The organism is Croceicoccus pelagius, assembly GCF_001661915.1.
Classification (GTDB): Bacteria; Pseudomonadota; Alphaproteobacteria; order Sphingomonadales; family Sphingomonadaceae; genus Croceicoccus; species Croceicoccus pelagius.
Genome location: NZ_LYWY01000006.1, coordinates 230740 through 255944, shown reverse-complemented (window position 1 = coordinate 255944; position 25205 = coordinate 230740). Strand labels below are relative to the sequence as shown.

General features: G+C 65.2%; 25 protein-coding genes and 1 pseudogene. 14 read left to right on the top strand and 12 right to left on the bottom strand.

Translation table 11 applies throughout. The features are described from left to right. Nucleotides 1-9: 9 nt before the first annotated feature. A complete protein-coding gene (locus tag A9D15_RS01575; protein ID WP_156521601.1) occupies nt 10-324 on the top strand; it encodes a Rossmann fold domain-containing protein in 315 nt (104 codons plus the stop codon). On the opposite strand, the gene A9D15_RS01570 is transcribed toward A9D15_RS01575, so the two are convergent. Beyond that, nucleotides 325-864: a hypothetical protein gene (locus A9D15_RS01570; RefSeq protein ID WP_066761265.1), complete on the bottom strand. Its 540-nt coding sequence runs from the start codon at nt 862-864 to the stop codon at nt 325-327. Between the two features lie 260 nt (nt 865-1124). Here A9D15_RS01570 and rplU point away from each other — a divergent pair. The 4 genes and pseudogenes from rplU to A9D15_RS01550 all read left to right on the top strand — a co-directional run. Next, nucleotides 1125-1469: pseudogene (rplU, locus tag A9D15_RS01565) on the top strand (50S ribosomal protein L21); the annotation flags it as partial. Nucleotides 1470-1504: 35 nt separating this feature from the next. Beyond that, nucleotides 1505-1774: a 50S ribosomal protein L27 gene (gene rpmA, locus A9D15_RS01560; RefSeq protein ID WP_066761106.1), complete on the top strand. Its 270-nt coding sequence runs from the start codon at nt 1505-1507 to the stop codon at nt 1772-1774. A gap of 207 nt (nt 1775-1981) precedes the next feature. After that, the gene (locus A9D15_RS01555) at nt 1982-2344 is read left to right on the top strand and encodes a hypothetical protein (protein ID WP_066761104.1); all 363 of its coding nucleotides are present in this window, start codon (nt 1982-1984) and stop codon (nt 2342-2344) included. Between the two features lie 128 nt (nt 2345-2472). Continuing rightward, the gene (locus tag A9D15_RS01550; protein WP_229660351.1) at nt 2473-3087 is read left to right on the top strand and encodes a TetR family transcriptional regulator; all 615 of its coding nucleotides are present in this window, start codon (nt 2473-2475) and stop codon (nt 3085-3087) included. Here A9D15_RS01550 and ygfZ read toward each other — a convergent pair. Continuing rightward, on the bottom strand, nt 3084-3851 hold the full coding sequence (ygfZ, locus tag A9D15_RS01545) for a CAF17-like 4Fe-4S cluster assembly/insertion protein YgfZ (RefSeq protein ID WP_066761100.1): 768 nt from the start codon (nt 3849-3851) through the stop codon (nt 3084-3086). The two genes, A9D15_RS01550 and ygfZ, sit on opposite strands and share 4 nt — an antisense overlap. Nucleotides 3852-3897: 46 nt before the next feature. On the opposite strand from ygfZ, the gene A9D15_RS01540 reads away from it, so the two are divergent. Then, nucleotides 3898-5226 (top strand): dihydroorotase, encoded by a 1329-nt coding sequence (locus A9D15_RS01540; protein WP_066761098.1) that lies wholly within the window; start codon nt 3898-3900, stop codon nt 5224-5226. A 15-nt stretch (nt 5227-5241) separates the two neighbouring features. On the opposite strand, the gene rarD is transcribed toward A9D15_RS01540, so the two are convergent. Beyond that, nucleotides 5242-6150, bottom strand: a complete 909-nt coding sequence (gene rarD / locus A9D15_RS01535; RefSeq protein WP_066761096.1) for an EamA family transporter RarD — start codon at nt 6148-6150, stop codon at nt 5242-5244. Between the two features lie 150 nt (nt 6151-6300). On the opposite strand from rarD, the gene A9D15_RS01530 reads away from it, so the two are divergent. Continuing rightward, entirely contained in the window at nt 6301-6756 is a 456-nt protein-coding gene (locus A9D15_RS01530; protein ID WP_066761262.1) for a glycine zipper 2TM domain-containing protein, read from the top strand. Between the two features lie 69 nt (nt 6757-6825). Here the strand turns inward: A9D15_RS01530 and astD are convergent, their stop codons facing one another. Then, nucleotides 6826-8232 carry a succinylglutamate-semialdehyde dehydrogenase gene (gene astD / locus A9D15_RS01525; RefSeq protein WP_066761094.1) on the bottom strand — a complete coding sequence of 469 codons (1407 nt, stop codon included), beginning with the start codon at nt 8230-8232 and terminating at the stop codon, nt 6826-6828. Nucleotides 8233-8317: 85 nt separating this feature from the next. Then, complete coding sequence (locus A9D15_RS01520; RefSeq protein ID WP_066761091.1) at nt 8318-9727, bottom strand: protein adenylyltransferase SelO family protein; 1410 nt, start codon at nt 9725-9727, stop codon at nt 8318-8320. Between the two features lie 85 nt (nt 9728-9812). Between A9D15_RS01520 and A9D15_RS01515 the strand changes: the two genes are divergently transcribed. From A9D15_RS01515 to A9D15_RS01500, 4 genes are all read left to right on the top strand, one after another. Continuing rightward, nucleotides 9813-10736 (top strand): alpha/beta fold hydrolase, encoded by a 924-nt coding sequence (locus A9D15_RS01515; RefSeq protein ID WP_066761089.1) that lies wholly within the window; start codon nt 9813-9815, stop codon nt 10734-10736. A 13-nt stretch (nt 10737-10749) separates the two neighbouring features. Next, nucleotides 10750-11850 carry a glycosyltransferase gene (locus A9D15_RS01510; RefSeq protein ID WP_066761087.1) on the top strand — a complete coding sequence of 367 codons (1101 nt, stop codon included), beginning with the start codon at nt 10750-10752 and terminating at the stop codon, nt 11848-11850. A gap of 147 nt (nt 11851-11997) precedes the next feature. After that, nucleotides 11998-12795: a tetratricopeptide repeat protein gene (locus A9D15_RS01505; protein WP_066761084.1), complete on the top strand. Its 798-nt coding sequence runs from the start codon at nt 11998-12000 to the stop codon at nt 12793-12795. 5 nt (nt 12796-12800) lie between these two features. Next, a complete protein-coding gene (locus A9D15_RS01500; protein WP_066761082.1) occupies nt 12801-14162 on the top strand; it encodes an outer membrane protein assembly factor BamB family protein in 1362 nt (453 codons plus the stop codon). Between the two features lie 43 nt (nt 14163-14205). On the opposite strand, the gene A9D15_RS01495 is transcribed toward A9D15_RS01500, so the two are convergent. From A9D15_RS01495 to A9D15_RS01485, 3 genes are read right to left on the bottom strand one after another with little or no spacing between them, the layout of a single operon-like run. Further along, on the bottom strand, nt 14206-15579 hold the full coding sequence (locus A9D15_RS01495; RefSeq protein ID WP_066761080.1) for a glutamate--cysteine ligase: 1374 nt from the start codon (nt 15577-15579) through the stop codon (nt 14206-14208). A 49-nt stretch (nt 15580-15628) separates the two neighbouring features. Beyond that, nucleotides 15629-16387, bottom strand: a complete 759-nt coding sequence (locus A9D15_RS01490; protein ID WP_066761079.1) for a 16S rRNA (uracil(1498)-N(3))-methyltransferase — start codon at nt 16385-16387, stop codon at nt 15629-15631. Further along, entirely contained in the window at nt 16387-17154 is a 768-nt protein-coding gene (locus A9D15_RS01485; RefSeq protein WP_066761078.1) for a class I SAM-dependent methyltransferase, read from the bottom strand. Before A9D15_RS01485 ends, A9D15_RS01490 begins: the two co-directional genes overlap by 1 nt. Before the next feature lie 94 nt (nt 17155-17248). On the opposite strand from A9D15_RS01485, the gene ubiA reads away from it, so the two are divergent. Next, the gene (ubiA, locus tag A9D15_RS01480) at nt 17249-18157 is read left to right on the top strand and encodes a 4-hydroxybenzoate octaprenyltransferase (RefSeq protein WP_066761077.1); all 909 of its coding nucleotides are present in this window, start codon (nt 17249-17251) and stop codon (nt 18155-18157) included. A gap of 3 nt (nt 18158-18160) precedes the next feature. Then, the gene (locus A9D15_RS01475; protein ID WP_066761073.1) at nt 18161-18778 is read left to right on the top strand and encodes an SOS response-associated peptidase; all 618 of its coding nucleotides are present in this window, start codon (nt 18161-18163) and stop codon (nt 18776-18778) included. 53 nt (nt 18779-18831) lie between these two features. On the opposite strand, the gene A9D15_RS01470 is transcribed toward A9D15_RS01475, so the two are convergent. Further along, entirely contained in the window at nt 18832-19209 is a 378-nt protein-coding gene (locus A9D15_RS01470) for a VOC family protein (protein ID WP_066761258.1), read from the bottom strand. A gap of 121 nt (nt 19210-19330) precedes the next feature. Here A9D15_RS01470 and soxR point away from each other — a divergent pair, with 121 nt between their 5' ends. After that, complete coding sequence (gene soxR / locus A9D15_RS01465; RefSeq protein WP_066761072.1) at nt 19331-19783, top strand: redox-sensitive transcriptional activator SoxR; 453 nt, start codon at nt 19331-19333, stop codon at nt 19781-19783. Here the strand turns inward: soxR and A9D15_RS01460 are convergent. The 3 genes from A9D15_RS01460 to smc are packed head-to-tail and all read right to left on the bottom strand — an operon-like array spanning nt 19772 to nt 25166. Further along, the gene (locus A9D15_RS01460; protein WP_066761071.1) at nt 19772-21274 is read right to left on the bottom strand and encodes a PH domain-containing protein; all 1503 of its coding nucleotides are present in this window, start codon (nt 21272-21274) and stop codon (nt 19772-19774) included. The two genes, soxR and A9D15_RS01460, sit on opposite strands and share 12 nt — an antisense overlap. Then, complete coding sequence (locus tag A9D15_RS01455; protein WP_066761070.1) at nt 21271-21741, bottom strand: PH domain-containing protein; 471 nt, start codon at nt 21739-21741, stop codon at nt 21271-21273. Before A9D15_RS01455 ends, A9D15_RS01460 begins: the two co-directional genes overlap by 4 nt. Beyond that, complete coding sequence (gene smc, locus A9D15_RS01450; RefSeq protein ID WP_066761069.1) at nt 21741-25166, bottom strand: chromosome segregation protein SMC; 3426 nt, start codon at nt 25164-25166, stop codon at nt 21741-21743. Before smc ends, A9D15_RS01455 begins: the two co-directional genes overlap by 1 nt. Between the last annotated feature and the right edge of the window lie 39 nt (nt 25167-25205).

The window sequence follows — 25205 nt, the reverse complement described above, 5'->3', positions numbered from 1 at the left end:
GTGATCCCCGTGCGGGTCATCCCCGTGCCGTTGGGCGATGCGGAGCCGCTGGCCGCCGCTGCCAGATTTTTTGCCGAGTACCTGCCGGAAATCGAGGATGTTCTCGCCGGTGGTTCGGGCGTGATCCTGCAATTCGGCGCTGCCGAGGAAAAGCCGCACCGCTGGCGCAAGGAAGCGTTGGCCGCGCTCGCGCGCAAATATGCGCCGCTTCGGGTGAACGGCGTTTCACCGCTTTCCGGCGGGGATAATGCGGCTCTTCAGGCCGCGATCGATTTCCTGTCGGGTAACGAGGGCGTGACCGGCCAGCTCGTGATCGCAGGCTGATCAACGGCCGCGCAGGCTTTCCAGCACCGCGTCCTCGGCCGCGATCAGGCCTTCAACCTTTTCGCGCAGGGCCACGATTTGCGGCAGACCGGCAGGGTTGTCGCTGTCCGCTTCGTCTACCGCGCCCACGGCCAAAAGCGAATCGAGATCGGCAAGCGCGAACATCGTATCGCTGCGCGCGGATTCGAGGCTGGAGAGAGCGACTTCGGCATCCGACCATGCCAGCGTGCCAGGCGCCGCGCCCGAGGCGGAGCGCGCCTTGGCCCGGGCAGTCGCCTCTCGGGCAAGGAATGTTTCATGCGAGGCGTAGGCCACCTTCTCGATCGCGGCAAGGCGGCCGGGAAGGTCCGCGGGCGGGGCAGGGGGCGTGACCGGCGCGGTCACGTCCGGTTCTGCCGGCTCGGCGCTGCCGGTCATCCGCTCGGCATCGCGCACGGCAAGCGAGGGATACTTGGAAGAGGTGCCGGCACAGGCCGACAGGGTAGCGGTCGCGCAGGCGAGGACGAGCAGGCGGGCGGCGTGGTTGCGAAGATGCGACATCGCCTCTCTCATAGCAGCTTGATTTGGCGGTGCCAGCCACCACCTTGCATGGCACCGGGTAAAGATGGCCTCGAGTGGCCGACAACCGCCAATCGCGCGTTGACAGCGGACGGCTTCTCCAGTAACGGGCACCGCTCAATCCGGCATCGGCTTCGTTTTTTGCGCCTTTGCGGGAAATAAACGCCCGCAGATCGGCACGGATACAACATCGGCGCATTGACGTCGGGTCGTGGCTTCGCGGCAGAACAGACAGGTGAACAATGTTCGCAATCGTGCGTACAGGCGGCAAGCAGTATCGCGTTGCCGAAGGTGACAAGATCGCAGTCGAGAAGCTGGCAGGTGAAGCCGGCGACACGATCACTCTGGGTGACGTGCTTCTCGCTGGCGAAGGTGACAAGCTCGAAGACGCCTCGAAGGTTACGGTTTCGGCCGAAATCATCGCTCAGGCAAAGTCGGAGAAGGTGATCGTCTTCAAGAAGCGTCGCCGTCACAACTATCGCCGGAAAAACGGTCACCGCCAGCAGATGACCCTGCTGCGCATCACTTCGGTCGGCGCTGCCAAGAAGGCGCCCGCGAAGAAGACCGAGAAGCAGGAAGACGCGGCCTAAGTCGCCGCCCAACGAATTCGGAGCACTAAACCATGGCACATAAAAAAGCAGGCGGTTCGTCGCGTAACGGTCGCGATTCGGTCGGCCGCCGCCTTGGCGTGAAGAAGTTCGGTGGCGAAGCCGTCGTCGGTGGCAACATTCTCGTGCGTCAGCGCGGTACGAAGTTCTACCCCGGCGACAACGTCGGCATCGGCCGCGATCACACCCTGTTCGCGCTGACCGAAGGTCAGGTACGCTTCCATGAAGGCAAGCTCGGCCGCAAGTTCGTGTCGGTCGACGCGCTGGCGGAAGCCGCCGAGTAATCGGATGGTCGATAAAGGGCCGTCCTTCGCGGGATGGCCTCGCCGACACCTGATGTCGGCCTGAAAAGGGAGAGGGGCCACCCCCGCTCCCTTTTTTCGTTCTGCTCTCCCTGAACGCGCATCCGGTCCCATGCCTCGGTTCGGTGCCACCATATTGCAACGCATCGCTGCTATCGGCGCCTTGCGTTCTCGGGGAGTGATTTTGCGATGTTCATTCGCAGTGAAAACCTGTTCGTCCGCCCGGCCTGGCCGGAAGACCGTGTCCGGTTGTCCGGGCTCGACGTTCCTGCACGCCACGACCCTTTGAAGTTCGAAGGTCAGGGCCTGGTCGTTACCTTCCCCGGCGGGCAAGGGCCCGAGGGACAGGATCTTGCCGGTGCGCGCCTGATTGGCACGGCGGTTTTTCGCGTCATGCGCCGCAAATGGCAGCCGGTTCTCTGGCTCGCGCCTGCGTGGCGCAACGTCGGCCTGTTCGATGAGGCCGAAGATTCGCTGGCCCAGCTTGCTCGGCAGCTTCCGCCCCCTTCCGGCGAAGCTGGTTTAGAGGAACTGGCCGCCATCGCTGCGTGACGGCTTTGTGACATGTCGTTGAAAGGGCGCGGTTTCCAGTAATCGTGCGCCTCTGCCCTGCCATGTCGATGGCAGGCTGCCCGGTGATGTGTTAGTAAACGCCGTGCAGGGAACGGGGAAGTTGCAGTTTGACGACGATACGCAAGCGATTCAGCCCGGCTGACAGTCGCCGCATGGCGCTCGACGCGGCTTTGCAAATTTTGATCGAAAGCGGCCCGCAGGCTGTCACGCTGAAGGCTGTGGCGGGTAAGGTCGGGCGTACCCATTCGAACCTCCTCCACCACTTCGGCAGCGCCGATGGATTGCAGAAGGCGCTGGCCGGCCACCTGGCCAGTGCGGTCTGTGAAACGATCGGCAAGGCGGTGCAGGCCCGCCGGGCAGGGCAGGGAAGCGCGCGCGAGATCGTTGATCTCGTCTTTGACGCGTTTGGCGTTCAGGGCGCTGGCGCTCTCGCCAACTGGATGGCGGTGACGGGCAATCGCGATGCGCTGGACCCGATTTTCGACGCGATCCACGGGCTGCTCGATCAGATCGGTCCTGCGGGCGAAGACTGGAAGAAGGTGCGCGAGGCGACAATGACGCTCGTCCTCCAGGCGCTGGGCGAATCGATGATCGGCAATACGCTGGCGGATTCGCTTGACCTGCCGCACGGCTATGCCCGCGATCTGGCTACGCGACAACTGGTCGCCATCCTGCCGCGCGGCGAAGATACCGGCGGCGCGAAAGAGGCGCTGGCGGACTAGTCCTCGGCGCTCGTCAGCGCGCCTTGCAGCCATTTCGGGAACAGCGACGGATCGGCATCGGCCACGCGCAAGTGATCGATGGCAAGATCGTATTGGTCATAGGCGACACGGCGGCGCTTCTCTTCCGACTTTTCCAGCGGCACGACGACAAGTCGGCGGTTTACCTTCTGCCGCCAGTTCATCCGGGCTGTGTTCTCCTGGCCCACGTAGCAGCCCTTTGAAAAGCTGACGCCGTGCAGTTCGACCGCGTTGCATTCAAGCCAGAGCGTCTGGTCATGGCCCAGTTCCTCGCGTCCTTCGGCAACGCCCAGCGACAGGCGATGCTTGCGATAGGCCTCGTCCGCGCAGTCAGTGGGATCGTCCTCCACAGGTTCCAGCCAACGCTGGCCGAGTGCGGCCATGCGCGGATCGTCGCCGCCGCCGTCGCCGCGATGCGCGGTCCAGTGGACGGCGACCTTGGGGTCGATCGCGATGTCGATCTTGCGGCGCAGGCGATAGAGCGTGAGTCGCTTTGCCAGTTCCTCGGCATGGGCGGCCTCGCAATCGATCAGCAATGCATCTTTCGCGGGCCATACGAAAAAATCGAACAGCGCCTTGCCCTGTGCGCTCAACAATGCGGCCCAGACGGGAAGCGCGCCTTTTACGTCGTTGGTGACGAGGCCTTGCAGGAATTCGGCGACATCACTGCCGCCTGCCCCTTCCTCTCCGGTCAGCCGGATGATCGCCCTGTCGCACAGACGTGTCGAGGTGAAGCCGTCGCTCATGCAAGTCCCTTTGCCAAATGGCCTGCGCCCTCCTAGATGAAGGACCATGACTGATACGCACCAAACCCCCGAGTGGGTCCTGAGCGGCGGCACCGTGCATACGCCGTCCGGACCGGTCGAAGCCGAGGTCGCCGTTGCCGGTGGCCGCATCGTGGGAGTTGGGCATTATCCCGGCGTTCGCAAGGTCGATTGTGCCGGCCTCGACATTCTTCCCGGCGTCATCGACAGCCAGGTCCACTTCCGCGAACCGGGGCTGGAGCAGAAGGAAGATCTTGAAAGCGGCAGCCGCGCGGCGGTTCTGGGCGGCATTACCGCCGTTTTCGAAATGCCGAACACCAACCCCAATACCGACACAGAAGAACGCATCCACGACAAGTTGAAGCGCGCCCATCACCGGATGTGGTGCGATCATGCCTTCTATGTGGGCGCGACGGCCGAAAACGCCGAGAACCTTGCCGAGCTGGAACGTATTCCCGGCACCGCGGGCGTGAAGATCTTCATGGGCGCGTCGACCGGCAGCCTGTTGGTGGCAGAGGACGAAAATCTTGCCCGCGTGCTGGCATCGGGCCGCCGCCGCGTCGCCATCCACGCTGAGGACGAGGAGCGGATGAACGCGCGCAAGGACCACCGCGTCGAGAACGATCCGTCGAGCCACCCGGTCTGGCGCGATGACGAATCGGCGATGCTGGCCACCCGTCGCATCCTGCGTCTTGCGCGCGAGGCGAAGCGTCCGATCCATATCCTGCACGTGACGACGCCTGCCGAACTGGAAGTCATCGCCCAGCACCGCGACGTGGCGACATGCGAAGTCACGCCGCAGCACCTGACGCTGAATGCCGAAGATGCCTATCCGCGCCTTGGCAGCCACGCGCAGATGAACCCGCCGATCCGCAGCAAGGCGCATGTCGACGGCCTCTGGCACTGGCTGCAGCAGGGCGTGCCCGACGTGATCGGGTCCGACCATGCACCGCACACGCTTGAGGAAAAGGCCAAACCCTATCCCAACAGCCCCAGCGGCATGCCGGGTGTGCAGACGCTTCTGCCGCTGATGCTGAACCACGTGCTCGAAGGGCGCATGACGCTGGAACGGCTGATCGACATGACCAGCGCGGGCGTACAGCGCGTGTTCGGTCTGGTCGGCAAGGGGCGTATTGCCACCGGTTATGACGCGGACTTCACTATCGTCGACCGCAAGGGCAGCTTCACCATCACCGATGAATGGCTGGCCTCGCGCTGTGGCTGGTCGCCGTTCACGGGGATGGAGTTGAAGGGCCGCGTCGTCGGCACGATCATCCGAGGCAATGTCGCAATGTGGGATGGCCAGCTTGGCGAAAGCGCGCAGGGCGAACCGTTGCGCTTTGCCTTTTCGCTCTGATCGGACGGTCCTGAGTTAAACTGGGTCGGGCGGCAAACGCCGCCTGCGCCCCTTCATCACGATATCGGCGCAGAACAGCGCCACTGCCGTCCAGATCAGGGCGAAGCAGATCGCCTGGGCCGTAACCAGTTCCTGACCGAAGATCAGCAGGCCCGACAGGAACACCATCGTCGGCGCCAGGAACTGTACGAAGCCCAGTGCCGAATAGGCCATGCGCCGCGCCGCCGTTGCAAACAGCAGCAGCGGCACGCCGGTCATCACGCCGGCCCCCATGAGGAGGAGTGACATCGAGACGCTCGTCCCGAAATCCTCCGCCCCTTCCGGCACGACCGCCAGCGCGACGAGCGCGAGCGGGGCGACGAGCAGGACTTCCACCGTAAGGCCGGGCAGGGCATCCACCTTCACCTGCTTTCGCACGAGGCCGTAGAGCCCGAACGAGAACGCCAGTGTCAGGCTGATGTAGAGCGTGTCAGCCGCTTCGAAGACGAGAATGCCGATCCCCATCGACGCCACCGCGACGGCCAACCATTGCAGCTTCGACAGCTTCTCGCCTAGGAAGAGCGTGCCGAGCAGCACATTGACGAGCGGGTTGATGTAATATCCGAGGCTGGCAGCATAGAACTGCCCTGCCTGCACCGCGATGATATAGGCGACCCAGTTCACCGTGATCAGCAGCGCACTTAACAGCAGAAGTCCGATGGCGCGCCGATTGGAGAAAGCTGCCTTCAGTTTCGCGAAGTTGCGGAACAGCGCGAGCGCGGCAAAGCAGATCGGGATCGTCCACAGCACGCGCCATGCCACCAGCCGGAACGGATCGACCGGATTGAGCCAGACGAGATAGAGCGGGAGCAGGCCCCACAGCGTGTATGCGCCAAGCGCATAGGGAAGGCCGCGCTTGGTCTGCGAGTCGGTATCGGTAGTCACGACTGCGCCCCTAGGCGCGATTTCGGTGTGCCGATAGGGCGTGTCTGCAAATCGTTGGACCGAGACGATCTGTTTTCATGGCGTTCAGGTTCGGGGTTCTAATCCTGAATGGGCGATCAAGATACAGATTTGAATTCGGAGTACCCTGCAATGTCCCGTTCCCCCATTTTCCGCACCGGCCTGATCCTCGCCGCAGCGCCCGCACTTGCCGTCGGTGCCATTCCGACCGCGCAGGCCGCAGCTTACGATCACCCCGTTGCATCGACCTACGAAGTCGAAAGCGCCGCGCACAAGCGAGATCGGCATGACCGTTATGACCGGTACGACCGCTATGACCGGTACGACCGGCGGGGCGAGCGTTACGGCAGCCGCGACTATTATCGCGGCGACCGCGTGACGCGGAACACCCGCGTGTGGCGCGGCAACGATGGCCGTTACTACTGCCGCAAGGACAACGGCACGACCGGCCTGCTTATCGGCGGCGCGGTTGGCGGCCTGATCGGTAACGAAGTCGCCCGAGACAAGACGCTGGGCGCGATCCTTGGTGCGGCGGGCGGTGCCCTGCTGGGCCGCGAGATCGACAAGGGCAATTCGCGCTGCCGCTAAGATACTCGCAAGAGTAATAGAGGAACGCCGCGCCGGGATGACCGGCGCGGCGTTTTGTGTGCGCGGGCTTTATTTCAGGCCGACGCCGATGCTGGCCTCGATCTCATCCCCTTCGGCAGAGGCGACGGGATAAGAGCAATAGTCCGCAGCATAGAACGCGCCCGGTCGGTGATTGCCCGAAAGACCCGTTCCGCCGAACGGAGCGGCGGACGAGGCGCCGTTGGTCGGCTTGTTGCGGTTGACGATGCCGGCACGGCTTTCGCGCCAGAACCGCTGCCATTCCTTTTCGCTTCCGCCGACGAGCGAGGCCGAAAGACCGTAGGCGGTGTCGTTCGCGGCCTCGATCGCTGCATCGAAATCGGGCACGCGCACGATCTGCAGTACCGGGCCGAACAATTCACGGTCGGGCAGGCCCTCAATGCCGGTGACATCGAGGACCGCGGGCGTAAGCAGCGGCAGGGCCGGATCGGGCCGTTCCAGCGGGTGCAGGACTTTCGCACCCATCTCGATCAGTTGATCGTACCCGCGCTGCAGGCCGTCTGCCGCATCGTTGTCGATCACCGGACCCATGTAGGGCTGCGGATCGTCGAACGGCGCGCCGACGCGAATGCGGTCGACCAGCGGCAGAAGTTCGGCCAGCAGGCTATCTGCCATGCTGTCCTTCACGATCAGGCGGCGCGCGGCGGTGCAGCGCTGGCCCGCAGTGGTGTAGGCCGATTGCACGATGATCGTCGCGGCCTCTGCCAGCTTGTCGGTGTCCCACACGACCAGCGGGTTGTTGCCGCCCATTTCCAGCGCGCAGATCACGCCGGGGCGCTCTGCCAGCGCCTTGCCGATGGCGATGCCGGTGTTGGACGATCCGGTGAAGAGCACGCCGTCGACCCGCGTATCGCTGGTCAGCGTGCGGCCCACGTCGGCGGCGCCGACGACGCACTGGACCACATCTTCGGGCACGCCCGCGCGGTGGTAAAGCTTCACAAGGTATTCGCCCACCGCAGGCGTCTTTTCCGACGGCTTGAACACACAGACATTGCCCGCCAGCAGCGCGGGGACCATGTGCCCGTTCGGCAGGTGCGCGGGGAAGTTGTAGGGGCCAAGCACCGCCATCACGCCGTGCGGCTTGTGGCGCAGGGCGGAACGGCCACCGGGCGCATCGTCGATCCGCTCGCCAGTGCGTTCTTCGTGCGCGCGGACGGAAATCGCGACCTTGGCGGCAACGGCGGCGACTTCGGTCTTCGTTTCCCAAAGCGGTTTGCCGGTTTCGCGCGCGATCAATTCGGCAAAGGCGTCGGCGTCCTTCTTCACTTCTTCTGCGAAAGCTTCGAGCAGGGCCTTGCGCTCTGCCAGCGGACGTGCGGCCCAGGCGGGGAAGGCGGCCCTCGCGCGGCCGATGGCGGCTGAGGCGTCCCCATGCTCACCCCGCCAGAGTTCGGCGCCGGTGGCCGGTTCGGTTGAAATCAAGGTCACGGGGGTCATCCTCCTGTCACTGGCCGTTTGGCACGGCCATGCATGAATATCGTGCGCCCCATCTAGGACTTCGTGGTTGCAATTGAAACCACCTCTAGGGCTGCGCGGCAGGCTTTGGCGCGGCGCCGTGCGCTTCGCCCATGCGGCGCAGCGCGGCAACCTTGCGGTCGAGCACCATCCAGTCGTTTTCGAGATCGACCGCGTTCAGGATATCTTCGACTTCTTCTATCAATAGCGACTGCGGTGCTTCGTCCGACCAGTAGTCGTGGTCATCGGTCACGCGGGACGCATCGTTGAGTGCAGCGCGAAACGCATCCATCACCGCTCCTTCGGGCAGGCGATCGGTGCGTGCGGCAAAGAAGAAGGCATCGGGCTGCATTCCGCTGCTGGTCAGCGCGGCCTCGCCTGTCTGGACCAGAAGTGCCGCCTGTTCCGGCGTCGCATCGGGCGCGCCCAGACGCCATGCGAAGCGGCGCGCAACGTTGGCGGTGAACAGTTCGGGGAAACGCTCAAGCGCGGCGACAAGCGGCGGGGCTTTGCAGATCGGGCGCAGCGCGATGCACAATTGCGCCGCGTTCCAATGCATCGCCTCGGCCTGCCTGCCGAATGCGTAGAGGCCGGAATGATCGAAATAGGCGGCGGTGAAGGCCGGATCCCACTTGGGCAGCCAGCGCCACGGGCCATAGTCGAAGCTTTCGCCGGACACGTTCATGTTGTCGGTATTGAGCACGCCGTGGACGAAGCCCGCCGTCACGTAGGAGGCGGCAAGGTCGGCCATCCGCTCGACCACTAGATGCGCGAGCTGGACGGGCGGCAAATCGCGTTCCGGCGCGTCCTCCGGTGGCGGCGGGCCGGGGTAGAGATCGAGCGCATATTCGACAAGCTCCGCCAGATGTTCGTTCTCACCCAGCGCGGAAAGGCGCTGGAAACTGCCGATGCGGATGTGCCCGTGGCTGAGGCGGACCATGACGGCGGAGCGCGTCGGCGAGGGTTCGTCATGCCGCTGCAGGTTCTCGCCGGTTTCGATCACCGAGAACGTTTTGGACGTATTCGCGCCCAGCGCTTCGAGCATCTCGGTCGCCAGGATCTCGCGCACCGCGCCGCGCAGCGTCAGTCGGCCGTCGCCGAAGCGGCTGTAGGGCGTCTGCCCCGACCCCTTGGTGCCAAGATCGAGCAGGCGATCCGCGCCGTCGCGCATCTGGGCGAACAGGAATCCCCGACCGTCACCGATGTCGGGATTGTAGTTGCGGAACTGGTGTCCGTGATACCGCATCGCCAGCGGACGGGGCAGGTTGTCGGGCAGGGCTTCGAACCGGCCGAAGTGACGCAGCCAGTCTTCCTCGCCCAACCCGTCCAGCCCGACTGCCTTGTCCCAGCGGTCGTTTCGGAAGCGCAGCGTGGTCTCTGGAAAGTCTGCGGCGTCCACCGGGTCGGCTATCCAGTCGGCAATCCGCGCGATCTGGGTGTCGGGACGATAGCGGGATGCTTGCGGTTCGCTTGCCATGCCGCGATAGTGGGGGCCGTCCGACCGGTCTGCAAGGCGTGTCGGGACATCCACGCGAAACGAGCAGCAAGGGCGCTTTGCACGAATGACTGGTGAAAAGCCCGCCGCCAAGGGGTGGCGCGATTCCTTCTGGCGCAGCGAGGACGGGCTCGAACTGCATTACCGCGACTATGCGGGACCACAGGACAGTACCGCGATTCCTGCGCTCTGCATCCCGGGCCTCAGCCGCAATGCCCGCGATTTCCACGACCTTGCGCTGCATCTTGCGCATGACCGCCGCGTCATCGCGGTCGACCTGCGCGGGCGGGGCGACAGCGAATATGCCAAGGTCGCGTCTACCTACACCCCGCTGCAGTATGCGCAGGATCTGCAGCGCCTCTTCGTGCTGGCCGGATTGGAGCGCGCGGTTTTCGTGGGCAGTTCGCTGGGTGGAATGGTCACGATGATCATGGCGCTGCTCGAACCGCATAGACTTGCAGGCGTCGTCCTTAACGACATCGGGCCTGTTATCGGGCAGGCTGGCCTTGAACGGATCGCGGGCTACGTCGGGCAGGGGCGCAGCTATCCAACGTGGATGCACGCCGCCCGTGCGCTGCAGGACGTGCATCAGGATACCTACCCTGACTGGAAGCTGGAGGACTGGCTGGCCGAAGCCAAGCGGGCGATGGAACTGGGCAATAACGGGCGCATCACCTTCGATTACGATCTGCGGGTTGCAGAGATATTCCAGCAGGGTCTTGCCGATGCGGCCCAGACCGATATGTGGACTGGGTTCGACGCGCTGAAGGGTAAGCCGGTTCTCGTATTGAGGGGCGAGCATTCCGACATCCTGACCGGAGCCACGGCACGCGACATGGTCTCGCGCTTCGACGGGGTGGAACTCGTCACCGTGCCGCGCGTGGGGCATCTGCCGATCCTGTCGGAGCCTGTGGCGGTTGAGGCGATCGACCGCCTTTTCGACGAACGGCTTCCACTTGCGATCAAGGCTGGCTCTTCCGATGAAGGCTAGGTAAGCGGCGCACATGGCTGCGAAGAAGACTGCGAAACAGATCAAGGTGCACCGCGTTCGCAAGGTGCTCCACGTCGGGATCGACCTCGTCACGGCGCCGTGGACGGGTACGCTCGTCCAGGCTTTGCCGATCAACGTCGAGAACCACGGGCCGCACACCGACGATTCCACCGCCTCGGTGCTACAACTCTACCGCCCCGAATTTCCACCGCTGCGCGAACGCGCCGGGCCGGGGCCGATGAACCGCATGGCGCGCGTCATGCGTAAGTATGAACTGGTCATCACGCATGGCGACCGCGCCTTTCCCGCGGCGATGGGGCATACCCTGTTCGGCGAGGCGCTGAAACTGCCGCCCCTGGTCCATTATTACCACCGCGTCGGCGAAGTGCCGAAGGGCTGGTGGACGCGGTTCCGTCACAAGCTGGGCCTTGCGCGCACCCCGCTGCTGATCGTGCCGACCGAGGCTGCGGCCCGTTCGGTTACGGCGGAATGGAACGTGCCGGGACAGCGCATCCGCATTCTGCCGCCGGTCTTCCCGAGGCCCAAGGGCGGGGCAAGCATTCCGCGCCTGATGAAGCGCGATGGTGAGAAGTGGCTGGGCCTGCGCGTCGCCGATGCGGCGCAGTTCCTCGACCAGATCGTGTCGGCCATGATCGAGATGGACAATGCCTGGCACGTCGTCGTCTTCGGTTCGGCCGAGGATACCAGCAACGTGCGGGCAGCCTTCGATGCGAAGGACATGGTCGACAGGCTGCACGTGACGGACCGGTTCCACGGGCCCGGTGCGGTCGCAGCGTTGTTCGACCTTGCGCTCGTCGACGGCAGCGACGGGCAGATCCCGTCCGACATGCCCGCGCTGATGGCGGCTGGCGTTCCGGTCATGGCCGTGGCGCCGAAAGGGCTGGAGGAGCTTCTGCCGGAAGAGAGCAGGGCGCTCAGGCTCGACCGCGCCTCGGACCTTGCCTCGCAGCTTGAAAAGGCGGCGCACGACGATGGGCTACTGACCCGTTCGGGCAAGGCCAATGCCGACTTTGCCGAGGCGCACAACGATCCTGCACCGCACCTTGCAGCGCTTGCGGGCGTGCTGGGGCTCAAGTCGCTGCAGGACCGTTGATCCACCCGTTTCAGCCGCCGTTCACCAGTCTCCTGCTTGATGACGGGGGATGCCGGTGCACTAAGGCTGGCTTTGCCGTTGAAAAGGGGCTGTCCCGCCCCTAAACCGCACGCGTTCGAATATATCAAAGCCCGAAAGGCACTGGACTTGGCGCTTCGCCCTAAATCTCCGAAAACCGATCTCGAAAAGGCAGCTGAACGCGAAGACGCGCGCAACGATGTCTTCATGCGCGAGGTCGATGATGCCGTCCGGCAGGACCAGATGGCAACCGCCGCCAAGCGCTTCGGTATTCCGCTGGCAGTCGTCGTCGTGCTCGGCCTTGCAGGGCTGGGAGGATACCTGTGGTGGGAATCGCAGCAGCACGCGAAGTCGGAAGAAGCCGCCGTTGCCATGACGCTTGCGATCGACCGGCTTGAGGCGAACCAGCCCGATGCCGCGATCGAAAAGGTCGCGCCGCTGAAAGACGGCGACATCGCGGGCTATGCGGTTCAGGCCAAGCTTCTGGAAGCAGGCATCGCCCAGCAGCGCGGCGAGAAGGACAAGGCCGCCAAACTGTTCGGCGAAGTCAGCGCCGATGCCGAAGCGCCCGGGCCGATGCGCGATTTGGCTACGCTGCGCCTCGTCTCGCTGCAGTATGACGACATGAAGCCCGCCGACGTGGTCGCAAAGCTGAAGCCGCTGGCCGTTCCGGGCGAACCTTTCTTTCCCAGCGCCGCCGAAATGGTCGGCATGGCCTATATCGAACAGGGCAAGCCGGACCTTGCCGGGCCCCTTTTTGCCGAAATCTCGCGCGATGAAACCGCGCCGCAGGCGCTTCGCGCGCGTGCCCGCCAGATCGCCGGTCTGGTCGGCACCGATGCGGTCGACGACGTCGACGAAGTCATGGAACAGATTGAGCGCAACAGCGCAGCCCGCGCCGCGGCACAGCAGCAGGCGGGGCAATAGGGAGCATGAAATTGATGAAGCATGATCGGGTCTCGCGGGGTAAGTTCCTGCGCACTGCCGCGCTTGCCACTGCCGCTGCCGCCACTTTGGCCGGGTGCGGCGCTTTCAAGGGCGACGGTCCGGAAAAGACTCCGACGCTGGGTGAAAGGGTTCCGATCCTTTCGCGCATCGAAAGCGGTGCGAAAGTCGATCCGGCGCTGGCCGCCGTTCCCGTCACGCTTCCCGCGCAGCAGGTGAACGCCGATTGGGCGCAGGCCGGCGGTTCGGCCTCGAAAAGCTACGGCCACCTCTCGCTCGCCGGAAGCCCGGTACGCGCGTGGACGGCATCGATCGCCGGTTCCACCGAGAAGCAGCGCCTTGCTGCAGCGCCGGTCATCGGCGGCGGTCGCATGTTCGTCTATGACACGAACGGCATCCTGCACGCCTTCGATGCACAGACCGGCGGGAAGGTCTGGACCCGCTCGTTCGAAGTGAAGGGCGACGGTTCGTCGTCGGTCTATGGCGGCGGCGCCAGCTATGACGCTGGCAAGGTTTACGTCACGACCGGCGTCGGTGAAGTCGCGGCGCTGAACGCCGAGACCGGCGCGGAAATCTGGCGCATCCAGCTTGCCAGCCCGCTGCGCGGTTCGCCGACGGTCGCGTTCGGGGCGCTCTATGTGATGACGCAGGACAATCAGGTCATCTCGCTCGACATCGCCACCGGCGCGACGCAGTGGACCGAGGCCGGCTCCACCGGCCAGTCGGGCGTCTTCGGCGTGGCCGCACCGGCCGCAGGGCAGGGCACCGTGATCGCGGGCTTCAGTTCGGGTGAATTGATCGCCTACCGCTACGAAAACGGACGCAACCTGTGGGCCGATGCCCTTGCGCGCACCAGCATCTCGACTTCGGTCGGCACGCTGACTGACGTCGACGCCGACCCGATCATCGATTCCGGCGCGGTCTATGCTCTCGGTCAGGGCGGCCGCATGGCTGCCTACGAACTCGTGACCGGCCAGCGTATCTGGGAACTCAACCTTGCCGGCATCTCGACCCCCGCGGTCGGCGGCAACTGGATCTTCGTCCTTACCGACGATGCCAAGGTTCTTGCCATCGCCCGTTCGACGGGCAAGGTGCGCTGGATCTCGGAACTGCCGCAGTACCGGAACGTCAAGGACGAGAAGGGCGAGCTATACTGGTCTGGTCCGGTTCTGGCCGGCGACCGCCTGTGGCTGACCAACACCAACGGCGACGTCTATTCGGTCGACGTGGCAAGCGGACAGGCAAGCCCGTTCGCGAACCTCGACGAATCGATCAGCCTCGCGCCGGTCGTCGCGAACAACACGCTCTACGTGCTGGACGACAAGGGCAAGATCACCGCCTGGCGCTAAGCGCCAAGCGGTCTTGCCAAGGCATGCCTGAGGTCCTGGCCGGTCAGAAGCTCTTGAGCTTGTAGAGACCGGTCACGTCTTCGTCCCAATCGTTGTAATAGTGATCGAGGCAGACCTCGGCCGGGGTCTTGCCGCGGTCGACGATGTCCTGCAGCGGGCGCAGGAAGCCGGTTTCGTCATCGCCGATCGAATTGAGCTGGCCACGTGCTGCAAGGCCAGAACGCGCGATGGACAGCACTTTACCAGCAATGTCCTGCAGCGTCCCGCCGCCCGCGATGGGCGCTTTGAGGCCAAGCTTCGGCACCGAATCGCGTAGCGTCTCGCGCTCCGCCATCGTCCAGTCCTTCACCACGTCCCACGCCGCGTCGAGCGCGCTCTGGTCATAGAGCAGGCCGACCCAGAATGCGGGCAGGGCGCAAATGCGGTTCCACGGTCCCCCATCGGCACCGCGCATTTCGAGGAAGCTTTTCAGGCGCACTTCGGGGAAGGCGGTCGACAGGTGGTCCTGCCAGTCGCTTTCGGTCGGCAGTTCACCGGGGAGCGCGGGCAGTTCGCCCTTCATGAAGTCGCGGAACGACTGGCCTGCCGCGTCGATGTACTTGCCGTCGCGGAAGACGAAATACATCGGCACCTCGAGCATGTAGTCGACATAACGTTCGTAGCCGAAGCCGTCCTCGAACACGAAAGGCAGCATGCCGGTGCGGTCGGGATCGGTGTCCGACCAGATGTGGCTACGAAACGAAAGGAAGCCGTTGGGCCTGCCCTCGGTGAACGGCGAATTGGCGAACAGCGCGGTAGCCAGCGGCTGCAGCGCAAGGCCGACGCGGAATTTCTGTGCCATGTCGGCTTCGCTCGAATAGTCGAGGTTCACCTGGATCGTGCAGGTGCGCAGCATCATGTCTAGGCCGAGATTGCCGACTTTGGGCATGTAGTTCGCCATGATGCCATAGCGGCCCTTGGGCATCATCGGCAGTTCTTCGCGGGTCTTGTCGGGCCACATGCCCGCGCCGATGAAACCGACGCCGAACTTCTCGCCTATGGCCTTCACTTGCGTGAGGTGCCGCCCGGTTTCCGCGCAAGTCTGGTGGATGTTGATCAGCGGTGCGCCCGACAGCTCCAGCTGTCCCGCAGGTTCCAGGCTGACCGTGCCGTCGGGACCGGCCATCGCGATGACCTTGCCGTTCTCTTCCACCGGCGACCAGCCGTATTCGGTCAGCGCCATCAGGATGTCGTGGATGCCGCCGGGTTCGTCATAGCTGGGCGCGTGATAGTCGGCCTTGGAATAGACGAACTTTTCGTGCTCGGTGCCGATGCGGTAGTCGGCGACGGGCTTCTCGCCCTTTTCCATCGGCCGGATCAGTTGGTCGCGGCTCTCGATCAGCGGGTCGTCCTTGGCGGACTGGGTGCGAGTAGACATGCCGCGCGAATTAGGGGGCCGCGCGTGCGGATGCCAGCGAAATTTCGCGTCAGTCCGCTGCGCCCCAATCGCCCATCGCGCCCATCCAGACCGCCGTTGCGGCAATCGCCGCCGTTTCGGCGCGAAGGATACGCGGGCCGAGCGTGACGGGGCGGGCCTGCAGAAAGCCGCGCACCTCCTCGCGCTCGGCATCGTCAAAACCGCCTTCTGGGCCGATCAGCAGGCCTGCGGGCGGCAGACGTTCGGAAAAGGCGGTCGCGGCCGGCGGAGCATTGCCCATCTCGTCCGCGAACCACAGGACGGCATCCTCGGGCCAGTCGCGCAGGAGCTGCGCAAGGCCAACCGGCTCGAAAAGTTCGGGAAGAGCCGTGCGCGCGCACTGTTCCGCAGCTTCTGTGACAACGGTCCTCGCGCGCTCCATGTTGAGCGAATCTGCGACGCAGCGGCGGGTTATGACCGGACGAATCTTCGCAACGCCGAGTTCGGTCGCTTTCTCCAGCACCTGGTCGAAGCGCGGCTTCTTCAAAAGCGCGGGGCAAAGCGTGAAGTCGGGCACTTCCTCGCGCACGCGAAGCATTTCCACCGGATCGAGCACGATCTCGCGCTTGGAGGCAGAGACGACACGTGCCGCCCATTCTCCGGTCACATCGTCGCACAGGATCACGCCGTCGCCTTCGCCGACGCGCATGACGCGGCCGAGGTAATGCGCCTGCGGACCGTCCAGCACGCGCTGTTCGCCTGCGGAAATCGCGCCATCGACGAAAAGCCGCGGCGCGCTGCGCGGGGGCCAGGCGGGGGTGGCGCCCATCAGTCCCTCAGCACCGCACGAGTGGCGATGTAGGGCGCGAACAACTGCGGCGCTTCGCCTTCGGGTTCGAAATCCTCGAACAGGTCGGTCAGCATGAAGCCTGCCGCCATCTGCCCGCCAAGCTGCGTTTCCAGTGTATGGCTGAACGATGCGGTGTGATCGCGGGCCAGCAGCGGCTCCAGCTCTTCCTTCGGCAGGTCGAAATCCGAATAGGGCAGCTTGTGCTTTGCCACCAATTCGCCGCGCTCCCACGGTTCGAGATCGAAGATGAAAACCTCCGGCTTGGTGATGCCGACCATGAGGACACCGCCGGGGCGCAGCACGCGGGCGCATTCCTTCCAGACCGGCAGGATTTCGGGCGCGTAGCAATTGGAACAGGGGTGGAAGATCAGGTCGAAACTGTCGTCTTCCAGCGCCGAGAGATCGTGCATGTATCCTTGCACCGTGCGGATTGTCAGCCCCTCGCGCTCTGCCACCATGCGGTCGGCGGCAAGCTGCGCATCGGATGCATCGAAGCTGGTTACGTTGGCACCGGCGGCGGCGAAGATCGGCACTTGCTGCCCCCCGCCAGAGGCAAGGCCGAGCACGTCTTTGCCCGCGATGTCGCCGAACCATGCGCGCGGCACGGGGATCAGCGGGGTCAGCACGACTTCCCAGTCGCCCCCTCGCGCCCGCGCGATCGTCTCGCTGTCGAAGGAGCGGGTCCAGATATCCGCTTCCTCGGCGCGGCGATTCCAGCCTTCGCGGTTGAGTTCGTTCACGTTCATGGCCCGCTTCCTAGACGAGTGACGGCGCGAGGCAAAGCGGGTGAGGGCGCACGGATGCTGGCGCGGCGCGGGAAGCGGCGCTAGACCGGCGTCCATGACGGCAACTGCAACTCCCGACACCCAGTATCGCGGCCTCGTCGGCAGGCTTCCCGCCTCGCTGCGGCCCTATGCCCTGTTGGGCCGGTTCGACCGCCCGATCGGCTGGTGGCTGCTGTTCTGGCCCTGCGCGTGGGGCGTGTGGCTGGCCGGCGGGGCGGATCGTTGGGGGCTGGTGCTCTGGCTCCTGCTCGGCTCGATCGCGATGCGGGCGGCGGGCTGCGTCTATAACGATATTCTCGACCGCGATCTCGACAGGCAGGTGGCGCGCACGGCGGCGCGCCCTCTGGCGAGCGGGGCCGTGTCGTTGAAGAAAGCATGGGCGTGGCTGCTGCTGCTCTGCTTCGTCGGGCTGGTCGTGCTTTTGCAACTGCGCTGGGAGGCGCAAGTCGTGGCGCTTGCCAGTATCCTGCCGGTTGCCGCCTATCCGATGATGAAGCGGATCACGTGGTGGCCGCAGGCGTGGCTTGGCATGGTGTTCAGCTGGGGCGCACTGGTCGGCTGGGTCGAGATTTCGGGCGCGAACCTTGCGGTTCTGGCAGCGCTCTATGCAGGGGCCATCTGCTGGGTGATCGGTTACGACACGATCTACGCGCTGCAGGACCGCGAGGACGACGCGCTGGTCGGCGTACGGTCGAGTGCACGGGCGCTGGGCAGCAAGGTAAAGCCGGGCGTCGCGGGGTTCTACATCGGTGCGGTGGTGTTTTGGATGCTGTCATTCTGGCTGCTGCGCGAAGACTGGTTGGCGCTCCTCGCGCTTCTTCCCGCGGCAGCGCACCTTTTCTGGCAGGTCGCGACGCTGCATCCTGACGACGGCGACAATGCGCTGGCCCGTTTCCGGTCCAACCGGACGGCGGGGTTCCTTGTCGCGCTGGCCTGCCTCGTCGTCGGTAACGCAGGGCTCTAAGCGATGTGCAACCTCTACCGCATGACGAAGGCTGCGGACGAGGTGGCCAAGATGTTCGGCGTTGACGCCCCCGCACCCGGCAACGCGGGCGGAGAGGTCTATCCCGGCTTCCCCGGCTGGGTCGTCGCCGACGGGCGGATGAGCAGCATGACATGGGGTTTCCCGCTGGTCCTGAAAGGCAAGCAGGGTCAGCCGCTGAAACCCAAGGCGGTCAACAATGCGCGGACAGACAAACTGGCCTCCCCGTTCTGGCGCCATGCCTTCGAACATGGCCGGTGCCTGATCCCGGTCGAGGCTTTTGCCGAAGCGGCCGGAGTGAAGGGCGCCAAGACCCGTACCTGGTTCTCCGTGCCCGACCAGCCGGTTTTCGCGGCGGCCGGGCTCTGGCGCAATTCGGCAGAATTTGGCCCCTGCTACACGATGGTGATGACAGAGGCCTGCGTCGATATCGGCGACCTGCATGACAGGATGCCGGTAATCCTTACGCAAGAGGAAGCGGCGCGCTGGGTGGAAACGTCCAGCCGGGAAGAGGCGCTCTCGCTTTGCCGCCCGTGGCCGCACGGTCTGTGCGTGGAGCATACGGACGAAGCCTGGACCAGATCCGCCGCATCCAACAGGTGACTTGCGCCGCGGTCAGGTAGGGCGGGGCGGCAAAAGGTTGGCGGTCGCGGAACTCAGGCATAGCTGATGACCTCCCACTCGATCCCGTCCCAGTCGAAAAAGTAGAACCGGCGACCCGGCTCGTAGTCGCCGTGGTTGAACGGCTCCAGCCCTGCCTCGACGACAACGCGTTCGGCGGCATCGATGTCGTCGACCTCCAGCCCGATGTGGTTCAGCGGTTCTCCCTTGGCAAAGTGGCCGGCAATGCCGCCCTTGGGCGTGTAGAGCGCGACATAAGTCCGGTCTGACCCGAAGTGGATCGAGTGCCCGCCATTCAGCGCAGGCCCCTCCCACCGGCGATGCCATCCGCAAAGCTTTTCCAGCAGCCCCGCCATGCGCGGTCCGTCGGACGTGGTGATGTTCACGTGTTCGATACGGGCGATTGCATTCATGCGCTTTTCTCCTTGTTTGCGCTGTCGTGCATGATCCATCGCGAATCACTGCTTGCCTTATCCTGCAACCTCAAGCTAACTTTAGGTCAAGCTTTCAAGTTCGGGCCTAGAAAGGTGCGGAATGACAGACGGCAACCAACTGATTTCGATAGGAACTCTTGCCAAACGAACGGGCGTGGCGGTATCGGCCATCCGATACTATGAGACCAAGGGTTTGCTCATGTCTCTGCGCACCAACGGCAATCAGAGGCGGTTTCTACGCTCCGACATTCGCCGGATCAGCTTCATCCTGATCGCGCAGAAGCTGGGCCTGGGCCTGACGGAGATCGAGCAGGAACTCGCCGCGCTGCCCCAAGGCCGCACCCCGACGGTGAAGGACTGGCAGAAGCTCAGCCGCTCGATCCGCAGCCAACTGGACGCGAAGATCGAGCTGCTGACGAAAACACGCAACAAGCTCGACGGCTGCATCGGCTGCGGCTGCCTCTCGTTGACGCGGTGCAAACTCTACAACCCTGAGGACAGGGCAGGGGTGGCAGGCCCGGGCCCGCGTTTCGTGCTGGGATCAGCGAGGTAGGGCGGAGTAGTCGACCACGTCGATGCTCTGCAGCACTGCGTCGCGAAGGATGCGCGCTTCCTCGACCGGCAAGCCGCGGAACAGCAGGACACCTCCCGCCAACCCGAAGTGCAACGTTGCATAGCCGCGCAGGCGCGCGATCGGTCCCTGCACGATCTGGGCAGACTGAAGCCGAACACGCGGTGCGGTCATCGTGCGCGGCGAAAGCAGACCTGCACGGGCATGGATGCGGTCAGGCTCCAGCGCGTGGCGATGGCGCAAATATCCGGTCGATGACGAGAATACGATCAGCAGGACTAGCGCCGATGGGATCAGTGCGGGCAACCACCGTTCCATCCAGATCGTGACGGCCAGCGCGGCGAGTGCAATGGGCAGCAAGATGATCGCGCGGTCGATCCAGTAGGCGCGGCTGGTCCGGCGCCATTGGACTTGTTCGGGAAGCGGAATGCCCGCTTCCCGCGCGATGCCTGCGATCTCGTCCCAGCGTGCGAAGGGGGCGACGTCGTGGCTCGCCTTGCCGCCATCGCTCGCGAGCGAGATGAATGACAGCGAATGCCAGCCCAGCAACCGGCGGATTACGCCGGTCTCGGTAGCGACGGCCTGCACGCGATGGCGCGGCATGACGACGTCGGTTCGCGTGAACAGCCCGCGTCGGCGGCGAAATCCCTTTTCGGTCCGGTCGAGCCGGAAGCCGTAATCACGCAAAAGCGTCTTCGCGACGCCGCTGACCATGCCGATGACGATCACGCTCATCACCGCGACGATCGCACCGCCGACCTGGCCGATCCGGCCCAAGGTGCGGATACGCTCGCCCTGTTCGGAAAACAGCGATTTCCAGAAATCGCCGTCCCAGATGCTGATCGGCAGGAGAAAGTCGATCTGGTCGATCACAGCGAACAGCACCGCGAAAATCACGAGGCTGAAGCTGAAAATGCCCGACAGCAGAACGCGTTTCAGATCCATCGCGAAGACCGGGGTGCCTTCAACTTCGACCTCGCCTTGCGCGACTGGCGCGAATTCAACGTCATCGTCGCGCTGCGCGCGCACGAGATCGCGCAGGCGTGCGCCTTCCTCTTTGGTGAGATAGGCCAGCGTCAGATCGTCCTTTCCGCCTGCGCCGGTTTCGAACCGCACTTCGACCAGGCCGAACAGGCGGGAAAGCAGCGTTTCGGACAGGCTGACGTCCTGGATCCGTTCGTAAGGGACGGATCGCGCCTCTCGCGCCAAGACGCCGCTTTCGACGCGAATGTCCTCTGGCCCGGTACGATAGCGGCGGAACCACCACTTCGCGAAGGCCGTGACCGGTGGCAAAACGAACAACGCAACGATCAGCAGCGGTATCGCCACCATCGGCACGTTGTCACGCGTGGCAAGGCCGACCAGTACCGCGATGCCCGGGATGATCGCCTTGCGAAGGTCGCTTAGCGCACCGACAACCACGCCGATGGAATCGGTGCGGCGGAAATCGTCCGTGGGAAGCGGATCGCTCACATCGTGTCGCGGCGGATGCGCGCGGCAATCGCCTCGCGCACTTCGACCGCCGTTTCCCGCGACAGGCCCGGTACCGAGACCGAGGCGTTGTGTGTCCCTGCCGTATGCACGACCAGCGTGGCGAGCCCGAACCAGCGTTCGACCAGACCCTGCTTCACGTCGATGTGCTGGACGCGGCCGAACGGGACGACAGTATCGGATCGCTGCAACCAGCCCTTTACGAAGCGCAACCGGTCCATCGCGGTCGAATAGCCCTTCCGCCGATAGCGGCGCTTGGGCAGCGGGAATGTGAACAATGCGGTGAGCAATAAGGCCGGCACGATCACCACGCCCGTCGGCAGGTTCGCCGCCAGTTCGGCAATCACCGCCCCGATCAGGATCGGCACCATGGCAAGCAGTGCTTCGATGCGCAGCACGGTCACGTGGCGCGGGTCCAGCGGCGTCAGGTCTTCGGGTGTATCGTTCATCACTCTGCCGCGAGAAGTTCCTCTGCCCCGCCGAGATCGACGCTGACGAGGCGGCTGACACCCTGTTCGACCATCGTGACACCGAAAAGACGGTGCATCCGGCTCATCGTCACCGCATTGTGCGTGACGATCAGGTAGCGGGTGTCGGTCTGCTTGCTCATCGCGTCGAGCAGGTCGCAAAAACGTTCGATATTGGCATCGTCCAGCGGCGCGTCGACTTCGTCCAGCACGCAGATCGGGGCCGGGTTCGTCAGGAACAGAGCGAAGATCAGCGCGACCGCGGTCAGCGCCTGCTCGCCGCCCGAAAGCAGGGTCAGCGACTGCAGCTTCTTGCCCGGCGGCTGGGCATAGATTTCGAGCCCCGCTTCGAGCGGATCGTCGCTGTCGATCAGCGCAAGGTGCGCCTGACCGCCTCCGAAAAGCGTGGTGAACAGGCTCTGGAAATGGGTGTCGACCGCCTCGAATGCGGCGCGCAGGCGTTCGCGGCCTTCGCGGTTCAGGCTGCCGATCGAACCGCGCAGGCGGTGGACGGCCTCGGCCAGTTCCTGCTGTTCGGTGAGGCTTGCCCCGTGTTCTGCCTCTGCCTCGGCCAGTTCGTCGGCGGCGACGAGGTTGACGGGGCCAAGCCGCTCGCGCTGCGCGTTGAGGCGTTCGGCGTCCTCACCCTCGGCCTCCGCGCCGCGCACGCTGGCGGATTCGAACTGCAGGCGTTCGGGCAGCAACGGGGGCGGGCACTGGAAACGGTCACCCGACTGACGTGCCATTTCGGCGCGGCGGGCTTCCTCGTTCTCCGCGCGGGCGGCGGCACCGGCGCGGATTTCGCGGGCACTGGCCAGCGCTTCGTTCGCGGCGGTGAACGCGGCGTCGGCTTCTTTCCCCCCGGCTTCGGCGGCGGCATGGGCGGCCTCGGCCTCTGTCAGTTCGCCGGCCAGCCTGTCGCGCGCCTTGTCGGCCAAATCGATCTCGCGCATCAGCGCTTCAGGGCGGGCGGCGGTGACGGCGCGCTCTTCCTCGATTTCCTCGCGGCGGCGGGTCATATCGGCAAGCCGCTTGGCGGCATCGCCCGCGCGTGCTTCCCAGCCCTTCATGTCGCCCTGCAACGCCTTTGTCCGCTCCCGCCCGACGGCAAGCGCCTGGTCGAGCGAGGCGAGCTGCGCCATCGCTGACTGGAGCGCGGCGCGAGCGGCATCGTTGCGGCTGCGCGCGGATTCCAGCGCGGCCTGCTGCGCCGAAGGATCGGGCAGGGCGCGGCGGCGTTCTTCTGCCTGCATCACGTCCTGTTGCGCGGCGGCGAGGCGGGCGTGAAGATCCTCCATCCGCTCGGCCAGTTCCTCCCGGGCGCGGGCATGGCGTTCGACGGCATTTTCGGCCTGATCGCGGGCGCGCAAGGCGGCGCGTTCTTCTTCCGACGCGGTGTTCATGGCCCGCTCTGCCGCGATGCGGGCATCGGTCGCGGTGGACAGGTCTTCGTTCGCGGCTTCGACTTGCGCCGCAGCGGCATCGACCGCCTCGCGCAGAGCGGGAAGCTGCTCTGCCAGAGCTTCTAGCCTGTTCGCCGCCTCCAGCCGCGCCGCTTCTGCAGCGCCTTCGCCGCGCGCGACGAAACCGTCCCAGCGGCGTAGGGCTCCGGCCTTGGTCACCAGCCATTCGCCGGGGGCAAGCGGCTGTCCCTCGTCGCTCTCGACGACGCGCACCATCGCTAGCCGGGCGGTCAGCTCTTCGGGTGCATCGCGCACATGGGCGGCAAGGCTGTCGGCAATCGGCTTCGGAGCATCGGCGCCGGTCCAGAAACGCCCCTCCTGTCCCTGTTCGGGCTTGCCCAGTGGCGCGGCCGCATCGCGGCCCAGAGCCGCAGCCAGAGCGCGTTCGTAGCCCGGCGCGGCCTTCACCGCGTCGATGGCGCGCCTGCGACCCTTGCTGCCCTTGTCGGCCTTTTCGCGGGCGCGGCGGTCGCGTTCCAGAGCGTCGTGCTCCCGCTCCACCCCGGCGAGTTCAGCCTTGGCAGCGGCGAGCGCGCTGGCAGCCTCGTCGCGGCGGTTCGACACGGCCTCACGATCAGCGCGGATCTTGTCCAGAGCCTCGCGCGCCGTAACGACTGCGCTCTCCGCCTTGCCGCACCGCGCCTGCGCGCCTTGCAGCGCCAGATCGAGTTCTCGCGCATCGCCAAGCGCCGCGTCCTGCGCTTCGCGCGCGGTCAGTTCCTGTTCGAGCCGGGCAAGCGCCCCGCGTGCCTGGCCGACGGCGGCCTCGGCCACGCGCCAGTCGGCCTCGACCCGCGCCAGTTCCGCCGTCGCTTGTGCCAGCGCCAGTTCGCCGGTCCGCTGCGCGCGTTCGGCCTTGTCCTGTTCGTTCACGAGGGAGGGGCGGCGCTGCTCGTCTTCGGCAAGGCGCTTTTCCGCCTCGCGGACTTCGCGTTCCAGCCGCGACAGCGCTTCGGCTGCGTCCCTCGTCGTGCGGTTTGCGTCGCCCTCGTCGGTATTGAGCCGGGCGCGCTGTCGATCGAGATCGGCGAGCTTTTCCTCGGCCGCTTCCAGTTTGCCGGTCAGTACCGCGAGCATGTTGGCCTGTGCGTTCAGATCGTCGCGCCGGTCGGCCATTTCCTCGCGCGCCTTGGCCAAAGCCTCGGCGGCAGCGCGTTGGCGGCCCTGTGCCTCGTTCGTCGCGGCCTGATTTGCCAAAACCGCTTCTTCGGCGGCCTTGGCCTGCCCCTTCGCGGCATCGGCGGCGGCAGCAGCTTCGCGCCACCTGGCGTAGAGAACCCGCGCTTCGGCAGTCCGGATCTGTGCGGAAAGTTCCTTGTATTTTTCCGCCGCGCGGGCCTGCCGCTTCAGTGCGCCGATACGCGTGTCGAGCTGCGAGAGAATGTCGTCGAGGCGCGCAAGGTTGGTCTCGGTCGCGCGCAACTTCTGTTCGGCGTCCTTGCGGCGCACGTGAAGGCCCGCGATGCCGGCGGCTTCTTCCAGCATTTGGCGGCGTTCGGCAGGCTTTGCGGCGATAACGGCGGCGATGCGGCCCTGGCTGACGAGGGCAGGGCTGTGCGCGCCCGTTGCGGCATCGGCGAAAACCAGCGCGACGTCCTTGGCGCGAACGTCGCGTCCGTTCAGGCGATAGGCCGAACCTGCGCCGCGTTCTATGCGGCGGGTGACTTCCATTTCCTGTCCGGCATCGGTTTCGGCCAGCAGGACGACTTCGGCGAAAGAGCGGGCCTTACGGCTTTCGGTGCCGGCGAAGATCACGTCTTCCATGCCGCTGCCGCGCATGGATTTCGGGCTTGATTCGCCCATGACCCAGCGGATTGCTTCGAGAAGATTGGACTTGCCGCAGCCGTTGGGCCCGACAACGCCGGTGAGTCCCGGCTCGATCAGCAGGTCGGCAGGTTCGACGAAGCTCTTGAAGCCCGAGAGTCGAAGCCTGCGAAACCGCATCAGGCCCTCCCCGGACCCTGACCGAGCCGGAGACGCGCC